This window comes from Alicyclobacillus acidiphilus NBRC 100859 (assembly GCF_001544355.1).
Classification (GTDB): Bacteria; Bacillota; Bacilli; order Alicyclobacillales; family Alicyclobacillaceae; genus Alicyclobacillus; species Alicyclobacillus acidiphilus.
This window is the reverse complement of sequence record NZ_BCQI01000079.1, coordinates 1-13,134: the sequence shown is the minus strand read 5'-3', so window position 1 is coordinate 13,134 and position 13,134 is coordinate 1. Positions and strand designations below refer to the sequence as shown.

At 48.2% G+C, this 13,134-nt stretch carries 9 protein-coding genes; 3 read left to right on the top strand and 6 right to left on the bottom strand.

Annotated features, from left to right (window positions below):
- Nucleotides 1-272: 272 nt before the first annotated feature.
- From AAC01S_RS20295 to AAC01S_RS16615, 6 genes are all read right to left on the bottom strand, one after another.
- Nucleotides 273-800: an IS630 family transposase gene (locus tag AAC01S_RS20295; protein ID WP_067625083.1), complete on the bottom strand. Its 528-nt coding sequence runs from the start codon at nucleotides 798-800 to the stop codon at nucleotides 273-275.
- Nucleotides 797-1,369: a helix-turn-helix domain-containing protein gene (locus tag AAC01S_RS19780; RefSeq protein ID WP_067625080.1), complete on the bottom strand. Its 573-nt coding sequence runs from the start codon at nucleotides 1,367-1,369 to the stop codon at nucleotides 797-799. The genes AAC01S_RS20295 and AAC01S_RS19780 overlap by 4 nt, the downstream gene beginning before the upstream one ends.
- Before the next feature lie 566 nt (nucleotides 1,370-1,935).
- Nucleotides 1,936-2,925 carry a 5'-nucleotidase gene (locus tag AAC01S_RS16630; RefSeq protein WP_067625079.1) on the bottom strand — a complete coding sequence of 330 codons (990 nt, stop codon included), beginning with the start codon at nucleotides 2,923-2,925 and terminating at the stop codon, nucleotides 1,936-1,938.
- 126 nt (nucleotides 2,926-3,051) lie between these two features.
- Nucleotides 3,052-5,691, bottom strand: a complete 2,640-nt coding sequence (locus tag AAC01S_RS16625; protein WP_067625076.1) for a restriction endonuclease — start codon at nucleotides 5,689-5,691, stop codon at nucleotides 3,052-3,054.
- 12 nt (nucleotides 5,692-5,703) lie between these two features.
- The gene (locus AAC01S_RS16620; RefSeq protein WP_067625072.1) at nucleotides 5,704-7,539 is read right to left on the bottom strand and encodes a site-specific DNA-methyltransferase; all 1,836 of its coding nucleotides are present in this window, start codon (nucleotides 7,537-7,539) and stop codon (nucleotides 5,704-5,706) included.
- A gap of 21 nt (nucleotides 7,540-7,560) precedes the next feature.
- Entirely contained in the window at nucleotides 7,561-10,278 is a 2,718-nt protein-coding gene (locus tag AAC01S_RS16615) for an SNF2-related protein (protein ID WP_245630264.1), read from the bottom strand.
- A 351-nt stretch (nucleotides 10,279-10,629) separates the two neighbouring features.
- On the opposite strand from AAC01S_RS16615, the gene AAC01S_RS16610 reads away from it, so the two are divergent.
- From AAC01S_RS16610 to AAC01S_RS19775, 3 genes are all read left to right on the top strand, one after another.
- Nucleotides 10,630-11,049 carry a hypothetical protein gene (locus tag AAC01S_RS16610; protein ID WP_067625067.1) on the top strand — a complete coding sequence of 140 codons (420 nt, stop codon included), beginning with the start codon at nucleotides 10,630-10,632 and terminating at the stop codon, nucleotides 11,047-11,049.
- A 1,027-nt stretch (nucleotides 11,050-12,076) separates the two neighbouring features.
- Nucleotides 12,077-12,457 carry a helix-turn-helix domain-containing protein gene (locus tag AAC01S_RS16600; RefSeq protein WP_067625062.1) on the top strand — a complete coding sequence of 127 codons (381 nt, stop codon included), beginning with the start codon at nucleotides 12,077-12,079 and terminating at the stop codon, nucleotides 12,455-12,457.
- Between the two features lie 306 nt (nucleotides 12,458-12,763).
- On the top strand, nucleotides 12,764-13,134 hold a 371-nt coding region (locus AAC01S_RS19775), incomplete at its 3' end, for a hypothetical protein (protein ID WP_217997853.1).

The window sequence follows — 13,134 nt, the reverse complement described above, 5'->3', positions numbered from 1 at the left end:
CAAGAATTGTAACGAAAACGTTACAGGGAGTGCACCCAAGGGTGGTTAGTGAACAGCTTGGACATGCCAATATCGGAATTACGCTGGATACATACAGCCATGTGATTCCAGGACTCCGGAAGCCGCAGTAGCACAATTCGGAGAGATGCTCTTCGCGCAAAAATCGGAGGAAAAATAGGACGACAAATACTGGATGTGACCAAAATGTGACCACGGCATACAAGTGGCGCAACTTCGGATTCCCAAAAAGCCGCGCCACTGCTAGTGCCCCTTCAGACAACCTTGATCTTCTTTTGTTCCCGTAGAAGGCTAGCGTTTCGCCTGTGCTTATTGCGCCAGCGAATATATGCCCGAATTGCGTCACCAAGTGCCTTATGGTCCTCATGGTTGCTGCCACTCAGCACAAACTTGCGCAACGGCCCGAAATGACACTCAATCCGATTGAGCCACGATGCGTGTGTCGGAGTGTAGACCAATTCCACATTGTTCTCGACCGCCCAGTTTCGGACACGCTCATGCTTGTGCGGCGAAAAGTTGTCCAGGATGATGTACAGCCGCTCGGAACGGTGATAACGACGGCGTAGCACCTTGAGAAAACGTAGGATGTCTTGATGCTTTTTCGAGTTCGAGACATGCCCATACAGTTTGTCGGATTTCAAGTCCAGTGCAGCCAGCAGATGACGAACACCGTGCGTCCGATGGTAAGTCGCCGGTAACCGGCTGGGCTTACGTTTTACGAACCACCCACGACCCGCAAATGGCTGAATCGACAGTGGTCCGAATCCGTCCAGACAGATCACTCGTCCGTCCTTGGGTGGATTGTTGTACAGCGACTGGATTCGTTTTTTTTACTCTCGAACTCTGGATCGTTTGATGCCTTCCAGGTCTTCGTGTGTTGATAGGTTATGTCCGCTTGACTCAGGATGACCCGGATGGTTTCGATACTAATCGAACGAACGATCCCTTTTTGTTCAGCGACCTGCTTGAGTTTGCTCAGCGACCACGTCGTAAACGGCAATCCCAGAACCTTCGGTGGAGTTTGTGCCAACTCGATGATGCCAGCACGCTCTTCGTCCGTGAACGTCCTGGGACGTCCACCACCATAGCGGGGTTGAAGAGCCTCAAAGCCTTTCTCGTTAAATGCGTGAATCACATGGCGGACATGTTCCTCCGACAAGTGATAGAGTCGTGCGATTTCGGGGACCTTCATTCGTTGAGCAGAAGCGAGGACAACCAGTGCTCTACGCACGGAGACCGGATTGGACCCCTTACGGGCAATACGAACCAATCTGTTACCCTCGGCAGGGCTCAATTCACGGACATACAGGCACATGAATATCACCACCGTTGGTGATATTCTCCATTCCACTGGTTGATCCTCCACTTTCCTCAAACTACGTTGCCTGAAGGGGCACTAGATTTTCTGGCGCACCCGGAGGGATTCGAACCCCCGCAAGACGCGGTTTAGGAATTGTCCTCCGTGTGTGTCGTTGGGTGACGGACGGTGCCGTTTCTCCTTGTATAGTGCGAAATTTTAGGATTTGATGCATCGTCGAATGTCGGCGATTATCAAGCATTTGCTGACAGTTCGTTAGCAAATTTGTGTGCAGCAGGATGTTGTCGTTTGGCCATTGGATAATTGTATTTTCACCGTCTATGAGACATATCGCGATAATCCAAAAAAGTCTTATCGGAAGGAAGAACAACGAAACGATGCATAAGGTCCCTGGGCCGGTAGGCTGATTAACCCCTAATCCTTTACGGTTTTGCAAATGTATTTTCTACCTATAACTCCAAATTCAGGACTGGTAATGTCTATATGACCGGTAACGACGGCGTGGAATCTGTGATGAAACTTCTCATGAATTATGCGCATCTCTTACAATTACATTCGTGTGCCTTGAGAAATGAGTCAAAAAGCAACCTGGGGAATTCCTATTTATTCCCCATCCCCTCGGACGGTTTCATTTCGGCCCCTGCGGCCAGAGGAGAGTCAGTAGCATAAAGCACCTTTCCCGATGGGACGAATTGAGCTGCCTTATCAAGGTGAACATCCTGGTCATCAAAAAAGATGTGGGGCCGAAAAGCTCTCAGTACCTTTGTCTTCTCGACACCTCCAAGAAAGAAACATGAGTCCACATATACCCCCCAGTGACGCAACGTCTTAATTACACGAATATCAGCAGGACTATTACGAGCCGTTACGAGTGCAATACGCACTGGCGAATATTCAATACGACCAGGCAATCTTTCCTGTAACCTGGCTAGTTTTTTAAGTAAGACTGCATAAGGCCCCTCTCTTAGCGGAATGTCTCTTAATTCATCTTCCAGTGTGTGGAATGTCTCAATTCCCCTCGTCCTATATACAATTTCACTTTCCTCGTCGAATAGAACAGCATCCCCATCAAAGGCGATTCGCACTTGCTCGTCAGATAATTTGTCTGCATCCGTGGGCAATTTTGATAAAACGGCAGCGGCACATGCACGGCTATCAATTACCCTTTGTGCATCCCCAACATTAGTGGTTAAAAAGAGGTCGACATCAAAAGCCTCCAGATAGTCAACAACCGACTCTCCCGCTGTAAAAGCGGAACGAGTGATATTTAATCCATCGTTGCGAATGCTGTTTAGAACTCGAAGTCCGGTTTCAGGACTGTTCCTCGACATGATAACGACTTCAACAAGTGGAGGCTCACCTGATTTTTGATACTCGTTAAGTTTCAACAGTGCACGTACGAGTGGATGCGCTGCACCATGCTGTAACGGTACATCCTCATCCTCGAACATTTTCTTCCTATAAACCTCCATGGCGGAATCCCGGTCCGAAGCCGATAATTCTCTAAAAAGCTTGTCTATCTCTTCCATGGCATACAGAGCTGTTGACGAAACCCCAACAACTAGGGTTTCAGAAAGATCGAGCGGCATAGATATCCCCCCTAACGAAATCTTGGTTTCACAAAAACCCGTTGCATTCACGAAACTCCTCACACTAAAAAAGTTATAAATTCCGCTTTATTCTAAGACCAAGGATCACCAAGTGTGACCCAAACGTCAAACCTCCTGAGCGCTCTTCACAACACGATAATCGACGTTGAGAGTGTCGAAATGGGCTTCACCACACTTGATCTTCGCCTGTTCGCTGTCCCGAAGATCACCAAGATACGTCGAACCCTTGGTCTCCCGAACCAGATACAGCTTGGTGCCCTCGTCCTTTGACTGCTTCACAATGGCCCAGTCAGGGTTGTACGAGCCGATGGGCGTATCGACCTTGAACCAGCCCGGCAGCTTGACGAAGAAACGGATATCCTCCCTCGTATCCAGGGCCTTTGCGAATTCAAGCTCAACGTTCGAGTCGACCTCAATGTGATCGTACACCGATTTATTCACTCTCACGATTCGGCTCTCATACAGACTCAATTCCTCTTCAAACCCGCCGTCATCTTCCTTGAATTTTTTGAGCATCTCATACTCCTGGCCCGTCAACTCATACCTGATGCCTTCTACCATCAGACTTTGTAACGTCTCACGGATGGCACGGGTTGCAAAATCAAGGAACTGCTGCGGATTCACAAACACATCGCTGAGCCGACCGGATTGAATCAAAATTTCCGCAATGGTGCCACGTGTCAGCTCCGTTTGCCTTTGGATATATCCAATGAGATCTGGGACTGCGCTGCCTGGTGTTACCGATTGTTGCCGAACACCAAGCATCTTCGTAGTTACACCCTGTTCTGTAATTTCAATCCCACTTTTTACAGCATGTATTGAAGGCGTGCTGATCGCCGGCATTTTCTTGACTGCTGAAGCTGCCTGTTCAATGAGTTTCTTCGTGTCGTATTCAACAGAGTACCGAGTCTTGTGTTTGATACGATTCCAAAGTTCAACGAAATCTTTGTTTTCACGAAGATCATTGCGGCGGCGAACGGTACGTCGCTCCCGCTTGTTGTCCGGTTTCGGGAATTCATCGCCTGTCTCTTCTTCGATCTCGGTTTGCAACGAGCGTGCGAAGTCGTCATAACTCTCGTTTGCAATCACCGTCAGGCGATTGATGGGATGATCCAAGATGCGTTGCCCCGTTTCGTCCACCGGAAGACGAAGGCCTCGACCGATTTCCTGCCTCTTTTTGATCTCGGATTTGGTTTCATTGAGCGTGCAAATCTGAAACACATTTGGGTTGTCCCAGCCTTCTCTGAGAGCGGAGTGGCTGAAAATAAACCGGAGTGGCTCTTCTCTCGACAATAGGCGCTCTTTGTCTTTCATAATCAATTCGTATGCCTCATCATCCGCCTGCGTATTCCCTGACGTATCCTTGGCGTTGCCTTTCCTATCAGTTGCAAAGTAGCCATTATGCACTTTCTCGACAGGTGGTAGTCCCAATACTGAATATCTCGGGTTCCGGACCAGTTCCGTGTAGGCTTCCTCGAACAATTTGCGGATTTTCCCATCTTGTTCAGCATAATTGGCGACTCGATCAATGAAAAAGAGCGAAAGAACCTTGAGACGTTTGCCTTCGGAGAACTCCTTGTAAACTCTAAGTTCCTTTTCCAGATGCTCTTTGACCGTCTCTTGTATTTGTACCCGCATCACATCGTCCTGGTGTGCGCCGATGGCCTGTCCCACGTAAATGGTGATTCCATTCGTGAAGGCAATGTATCCGTTCCCTGCGTCGATGTGATCGACAATGTATCCTTGGTAGGCAGCCCGGTTATTTGACACGTCATATAAATCCGTTCCGTTTCGGCTCACGCTGACCGTCTTGCGTGATGGGCCATTTTCCCCCTGCACATCAATCGTCAGTTTCGCAGTGATCTTCGTTTTGGTGGGCGTAATGGACTCAAGACGAATGAAAGGGCGGTTAAAGTCCGGATCGTCTACGACAGAATCCACTTCGATACGCTTTACCAGCTTCATTTCGTATGCTTTCACAGGGCCGAGGCGATACAAAAGGTTATACATTTTTCGATGCGTCGCACTGTATCGAAGCGTGCAAAGCGGATTCAGGCTGGAAATAGCCTCCTTGGCCTGCGTTGTCTCCATATTTTGCGGCTCATCCAAAATGACGATAGGATGAGTGCTCTGAATAAACTCGATAGGTTTGTGCCCGGACAAACGGTCATTCTCCCGGTGAATGACATTGTTCGCCTTCTTGTTGAATGCATCAATGTTGATGACAAGAATCTGAAGCTGATTCGATGTCGCAAACTGCCGTAGCGACGAAACCCGTTTCGAATCGTATACCCAGTAATCGAATGGATGTCGCCCGTAGATGTCTTCAAAGTGTTCACGGGTGATTTCTAGGTTTTTCATGACACCCTCACGGATTGCCACGCTTGGCACCACAATGATGAATTTCGTGAAGCCATACTTGGCGTACAGCTCATGAATCGTACGTAGATAGACGTACGTTTTACCCGTCCCTGTCTCCATCTCCAGGGAAAAGTCCATTCCACTATAGGTTTCCGCTTGACTGACCCCATTCCTTGTTTGGATCCACTTCACGTTCTTAACAACGGTTTCCCAGTCAATCAAGAGCTCGTTTCCAAAGCCAAGCTCTGTCATAAGGCCGCCAAATCCGGCGTCCAAACGTGTTTCAAATTGCCCGGCAGCCTGCGATTGACCGTCAAAAATATCTACTACGGATTGAATGGCGTCCAACTGATATTCTTGATTGCGCTCAAATTGTATCTTCATGATGCCACCTCCTTACACCGTGTGAAACTCGATGCCGTGTGATTCCATCAACAGCTTGGTGTTGGTTTTCAGGTTGTCATTGCCATGAAATGCTGCATCAAGGCAAATAATGTTTCTCGGACGCAGGCTCACCATGCCATGCAGCGTATCTTCAGTGATAGAATCGGCAAGGCAGATGAACAGAATCCCTTCTCCGACAGAGAACACAGCATGTCCCCGAACTTCTAGCTGATCGATTGGTGCCGTCAATGGCAAACCGGATTTCAGGACAATCTCAAATAACAGATCCTGTTGTGTTCGTTCAGGGAGGATATTTTCTATAAACAATCTCAGTCGTTGAACTAGTGCATCTGCACCCTGCGCTTTCGCATCGGCATTCCAAATCTTAAAATTACTCGACGCCAGCCTGAAAAATTTGAAACCTGATGATTCAAACAGGCGATTGTCCTCTTTGGATTTGTCTATCCATCTCTTTATTCTGGCCTTCGTGATGTCGGAGACTTTCTGGAAGTCTTCCTCGCCCGTTTTCTCCGGCAGTTGAACAAGAATAAACCGTCTATTTCCACCGTCTTCTTGATTTAAGTCAAGCACCGCCTGTCCAGTAGTACCCGAACCAGCAAAAAAGTCCAAAACAATATCACCTTCGTTTGGCCTGGTTGCCAGTTTTAGCATCCTTTTGACCAATTTGGTTGGTTTAGGATTGTCAAATACGGATGTCCCAAAAAGGGCTTTTAGTTCAGCACCGCCCTCATCGGTCGTTCCTGAATCCTCGTACTTCCACAAATCAATCGGAACAAGTCCACCATCCGATTCTGAAAGAAAATTTTTCAAACGTGGATATTTTGCGTCTCCGTTTTTACCCCACCACAGACGATTTTCTTGTGCATGTCTTTCATGTTCCGCTCGTTCATATTTCCAAGCATGTGTTTCATGTTCCACTACCTCCCCCGTAAAGGGGTTTGTGATGGGATATACCAAATTCGGCCTTTCTTCCTTTGTAGCGGGGTTTACGTAAGACGAACTCGTCCAAGGTCCACGTGGATCATTATCTGGATTACTGTAAATAGAGTCAGATTTTTCATTCCGCTCTTCTCGAAGTGTTTCCACAACGGATGACCGCCTGTATACAAGGATCGTATCCTTGAGAGAATAAAACAACTTGGCGTTGTTGCTACGTGTATATCGTTTCTCCCAAGCTATATTGGCAATAAAATGCTCTTCTCCGAAAATCTCATTCATGATCTGTCGAAGGTTATGCGCCTCGTGGTCGTCAATACTCACAAAGATCAATCCATCATCACGCAACAAGTTTTTTGCCAAGAACAGCCTCGGATACATCATGCTCAGCCATTTGGAGTGAAAGCGTCCGTCTGTTTCGGTATTTGTCGTGAGCTTGATGCCATCGCCATCGACTTGCCCTGAATATCGCAGGTAGTCTTCTAGTCCTTCACGGAAATTGTCGGGATAAATAAATTCGTTCCCGGTGTTGTACGGCGGGTCTATGTATATCATCTTGATTTTTCCGTGATATGACTTTTGGAATAGCTTCAAGACTTCGAGGTTATCTCCCTCGATGATGAGGTTCTCACTGGTATCAAAGTTCACAGATTCCTCGGGAACAGGCAATAAAGTTCCGACGCTCGGGGTCTGGATGTTTCGAATCGCTTCACTTTTGCCTGCCCAGGACAGTCCATAGCGCTCACGCCCGTTGTCGACGAACTCTCCAAGCGCCATTTTCAGGCGCTCAAAATCAATTTTCCCTTCCGAAAACACCTCCGGAAATTCTTCACGGATGCGTGCAATCTTTTCAGCCAAGATGTCTTTCGATGTGAGTGGAAGCTTGTCCATGATGTTTTCTCCCTTCCCATTTCATACAACCGTCCAGCGAACGGTAAACAAAGGTTTCAAACGATGGGTCTGTTTCAATTGACGCTCGATGTTTTCGATGAGCTCGTTCCGCTTCGTATCAATAGCGTCTTGTGCTTCGTACAATTCCCGTCGTTTTTTGCTTCGCTGCGTCTCTATGTCACGTTGCGCCTTTTGCGCCGCCAGTTTATCTGCGAGAGAAACCGCAGTGGAGGAAGCACGACGCAATGCCCGAATTTGCTTGTCGAGGTCTTTAATTTCCTGTTCCAATCCAAACTTCAAGTCATCCGCCCATCGGTCGAGCTTGGTAACTTCCTCATCAAAGAATCGCCCGTTCTTTTCCTCCACAAGATGTAGCTTCTCCTTGACGATTTTCGCTTCAAGTTGCTCAACCGAGGCTGGTGGTTTGGCAGAAGGATCTATCTGCCTCACGATTGCCTTTGGCTTAAATAGTTTCAGACAGGTCTCTTCGTCCACGATTTCTCCGTCATCAGTGACCCCAGAGAAAACAAGAAATTCTTCGAGTTCGAGCGATTCCACTGCCAATTCAGCTACCTGAAGCCACCCTAATTTTCCCTTTAACGCCTGCACGGTGCTAATCAAGCCATCATAGTCAGAATAATGAACGACCAGTTCAGCGGGTGGTAGATCCCTCGTAACGGCCCGATCCACAAGGGCTTGGGCCAATGGATGGTCAATCCGAAAGAAGTTGTCGCCATTTGCCTCTGCGGCTTTCCAGTCGAGGTGATACATCCCGGATGGCGCATCATTGTCCGAGTACCTGAACCGAGGTGCAGTTTCATCGAACAGTGCATCTTCTGCCAATTCTACTTTCGCAAGTGACAGCAGGTATTGTTGCTGTTCCGATAACCGCTCAGTGGCTTGCCCCTCATACACCTTGAGCCGGGCGTGTACATCCTCATCAAAATTGTCCAGTAGCGCCTGACGAGTTTCGGTCAAACGGCTTTCAATCGATGACTCCAATTCCTTTTGCAGGGCGTCAAAGGCAGCATTGATTTCCTCGACAGTTCGACACTCCTGGTACACTTGAGCGATTCTCTTCTCAAGGTCGACTCCGGATTCGAGCGCACCAAGGACTTCATCGCTGGCGCCAAAAATCCCACTAAATAGCTGAAATTTTTCCGCCAATAATTCGTATACCCTTTGATCGGCTTCGTTTCTCTTGTTCAAAAAATTTACAACGACCACATCATGTTTCTGTCCATACCGGTGACAACGGCCAATTCGCTGTTCAACCCGCTGCGGGTTCCATGGCAGGTCATAGTTGACGATTAACGAACAGAATTGGAGATTCACGCCTTCGGCGGCGGACTCTGTAGCGATAAGGATCGCCGCTCTGTCCCGAAACTCCTCGATAAGGGCCGCACGAATGTCTGCGCTCCGGGATCCCGTGATGACGTTTTCTCCCTCGTGCCGCTTTAACCAGTCTTGGTATATGTTTGTAGACAGGGGATCGTTGTTCATCCCGTTGAAGAGCACGATTTTTCCTTCATAGCCGTTATCCGTCAGAAGTTGGAACAGGTATTGCTGCGTACGTCGAGATTCTGTAAAGATGACCGCTTTCTCCCTCGCACCGAGGGATTTTGCCTTATCCATCGCTTTGTCCAGCACAGTGAGAAGCGCATCGCCCTTCGCATTGTCTCGAATGCTTTCTGCCAAATCAGCGGATCGTCGTAAAAGCGATAACTCCTCCGCTAGAAGTTGCGGATCGACACGTTCATCCTCCCATGTGTCATCCCATTCATCTTCCAGTTCATCGACACCCTCGTAGTCATCTGCCACCTCTTCAACGTTGACCGGCTGAAGATTTTCGAGGCGACGGATAAGACCACGAAGCGTTCCCGCAACCGCAAAAGTTGATGACGCAAGCAGTTTGCGCAATACGAGCGTCATCAAGCTACGTTGACTGGCTGGCAATGCCAGAAGGACTTTTCGGCGAAGGTATTCCGTGACCTCTTCGTAGAGTCGATGTTCATCATCACTTGGCGTAAACTCCTGCGTGATTAAGATCCGGTTCGTATACCGTATGTATTCTAGCACTTGTTTCCGCAGGGTCCGAGTGCAAATGAGAGCCAGTCTTTCCCGTAGTAAACGATTCCGCTCTTCAGACAACTGTCTGGCAAACTGAGCTTGAAACGATTTATCATCTCCAAAGACGTTCGGGTCTACGATACTGACAAGCCCATAAAGCTCCATCAGACTATTTTGCAGCGGCGTAGCCGTAAGCAAAATCTTTTTCGTACGGGCCAACGTCGCCTGAATGTTCTTCGCTAATTTGTTGGTGGACTTGTATACGTTCCGAAGACGATGAGCCTCATCCAGCACCGCAAGATCCCAGGAGACCCGTGATATAAACTCCGACTTTGCAGCCGCAAAATGATATGAGCAAATAACCACCTGATTGCGCAGCTCAAATGGGTTTGAAACACCTTGACGCAACAGATTGTTGAAGGACTTCGCTTCGAGGATGATGGATGGAAGATGGAACTTTTCCTCCAACTCCATCGCCCACTGCTTACGCAATGTGGCTGGAACAACCACAATCAGCTTTCGACGGCGCTCCGCCCAACGCTGTGATAACACCAGACCCGCTTCAATCGTCTTGCCAAGTCCCACCTCATCGGCAAGGATGGCCCCTTCTGATAGAGGTGAACGCAACGCAAAAAGGGCTGCATCAATTTGATGCGGATTCACGTCCACCCTTGCATTCGCCACTGATCTAGTGATTCTATCAAAGTCATCGACGGCAGCGCGCATTGTCAGTAGGTGCGCCCAAAGTCTCGAATGATATGGTGTAGACATTGAATTTGTCCCTTCAATGAAAGATACCGCACAATTTGCTATCTTCCATTTTACTACAGGCTATGAGAATGTTCGACAGAAAAGCATGGCACATTATCATGAGCTATGCAGTTGCTGTATGAATTTGGTTTTTTGAAACACATGAAAATTCCATGAAAACACGTGAAACCCCTTGACTTTTCCGAAACACCACAACAATCGCCGAGGAGGCATCTAACTGTCTATCTCATAGCGATTTGGGTGTGAAACATGGCTCGTTTATGTAAACCTGGATTCAAGGAACTCTCGTCTTTTAGCAGTGTTGCTGGTGCTCCGGTTCTGCGTACGCTCTGGGATCGATTCGACTTCTCGCTACTTTTGTCGCAGTCTGGGATTTTCAAAGTTCGTGGCGTAGCCACCTGGGTTTTAGCGTTTGTCTACGTCATTGGTCTCATCAATCGTTGCTCGTCTGTAAACTCCTTGGCCACGTTCTTCAACGCAGACAACTTGCTTCAGCGCATGACCGGCATTCAAAAAGTTACACAGTCGGCCCTCAGTCGCTTTCTGACAGGGTTTTCTCAGTGGGACATGTTCAATGACGATACACATGCGCCACATCCATACGCCAAGGGAATCCCAATTCTCTACTGGCTCTACGACAGTTCAACCAAAGTCTACACATGGCGATGAACATTGTGGCGTTGCATGCTGTCCGCAATAACGGAGTTGAATATCCTTGGTCCTACGCCATCTGGACGAAGCCCGAAAACGATGCGGATAAGAAGCAATCGAAACTTGACCTGGCATGGCAGATGCTTCAGACCGTGAGAAAACAGGTCACGTGTCGCCTGTGGGTGGTTGTTTACACCCGGATTATTTGACATCAGTGTCGTCGGATTTTCTATAAATCAATGTCGGTGGCAACAGAAGGATTTTGTCAACAAATGTAGAAACGCCATCTGTGCCGAGTAGGCTCAGGTGGCGTTTCCATCTGCACAGGGTAGCACAAGCGTCTCGGTTTGGCCGCCAGTCACTTGTGTTCCCTAATTTGAGGCCGAATGGCTCTTGCTACATGCCTAGCGTATCTGTAGAATGTGAAGCTGTCAATCCGGTAAACCCGGAGGAATACGCAATTTTTGTACGAAAGCTACGGCCCAGCGATGTGCCGTGTATTTACTGTACACATTTGTATACATACGTCCACGGATACTACCTTCGTCGCCCCATTCCAGAGGTACACAATCATGGTTCAGGATCTTCTTGTGAGCCTGTTGGCAGGTACGTTGACTGTAAACGGTGCACTGACCCAATTGGCTGCGTGTGGCGTTTGCTTATCCGAGTCTTGCGCCCGTAATTGGTTTACTCGGGTTCAGAAACAGGTGTCCGAGATCATCGCCTTGTTCTCCCGGATTGTCCAGTTTCAGCGGCCAGATGTACCACTACCCTTGTTGCGGCGTAGCGTCAGAGACTCGTTATTGTGCGCCGATTACGACCGACTTGCGCTCCTTGGTGCGACTGCGAACAGTGGCTTTTGGAACCTCAGACGTGAAGTCGTCTGCCTGTTTGCCCCATCGTTGTCGGTGAACAGGGTGTCGTATGGCCTGTCCCCGGCCCTTCCACCATAACCGGGTTACTTATCCCACAGAAAACCATCTTCCGCGCGGATGGAACCCGCGCCCAAAATGAGGTCATCTCATATGGGAAGGAGAAGGTGGACATGGAAGATGAAACGCGACGGCAAATCGCTCTGTTTCGCTATGGGCTCATCGCCCCCATGTTGCGGCAAACAGAGCGTGGTTCCCAAAAGGCGATGTTGGAAGAGTTAGCAAAGCAGGAATACGATCTGCCAAACGGAGAGAAAAAGAGGTTCTCGGAACGGACGCTCGAGCGATATCTCGCGAGTTACCGGAAAGATGGCATAGACGGGCTCATGCCTCAGCCTAGGGCGGATAACCGCCGCCCTAGGGTATTACCCGCCATTGTGATTGAGCGAGCGGTGGCTTTGCGCAAGGAACAGCCCTTGCGGACAGTGGAACAACTCATTGTGATGCTGGAAAACGAGGGCGTGGTACCTGAGGGATTCATTCGCCGCAGGTAAGCGTCAAATCTACCACACCTTGCGATTTTCCAACCGCCGTGCGAGAGTCATGGACAATAACATCAGCCGATGAGTAGATTGTGAACATTATGTGACACTTTCCGAAGAGGGGATTTTACACAGCATTTTGGGCTTGATCTGCCGAGAGGCTATTGAAATGATTGGGGGACTTAACGTGGATTCCTCGGATATCAAATCCAAATTCAAGTCCATGGATAATGTGGAATTAGGAGTGGACAATAAAATGGGTATATGGAATAAAATAGCAAACAGAAAACGATACTTTTTAAATATTTCAGCCATTCGTTGGCGACCTTTTTAGCATCAGTAGGGACACTTTCTGTACTTGTAGTTTTCTCGGTTTTTGGAATACAAAGTTTAAACAAGCATAATAGTGAATATGGCAATACAGCACGATCTTCTGGTTCTCATTCGGTTTCATCAACTTCAACGAATAATAATACCGTATTAACGAAACATTCAAGTGATTGGAGAGTTGTAGCTAATCCTGATTTGCAGAAAAAGGGTTATTACCAGATAGACATTTTCTATACAGGGAAGGACTCCATTGATACACCAAGCGTCTCAGTGAACAAGCAGTGGACACTTTCTGGTGGGAAGTTTGGAGTACAAGATGGTAAAATTTTTACTCTTTATGACGTTAGTGCAAAAGATAA

Coding starts and splice junctions, on each gene's coding strand:
- AAC01S_RS16630 (WP_067625079.1), bottom strand. CDS start 2,925: ATGCCGCTCGATCTTTCTGAAACCCTAGTTGTTGGGGTTTCGTCAACA.
- AAC01S_RS16600 (WP_067625062.1), top strand. CDS start 12,077: ATGGAAGATGAAACGCGACGGCAAATCGCTCTGTTTCGCTATGGGCTC.
- AAC01S_RS16620 (WP_067625072.1), bottom strand. CDS start 7,539: ATGGACAAGCTTCCACTCACATCGAAAGACATCTTGGCTGAAAAGATT.
- AAC01S_RS16610 (WP_067625067.1), top strand. CDS start 10,630: ATGGCTCGTTTATGTAAACCTGGATTCAAGGAACTCTCGTCTTTTAGC.
- AAC01S_RS16625 (WP_067625076.1), bottom strand. CDS start 5,691: ATGAAGATACAATTTGAGCGCAATCAAGAATATCAGTTGGACGCCATT.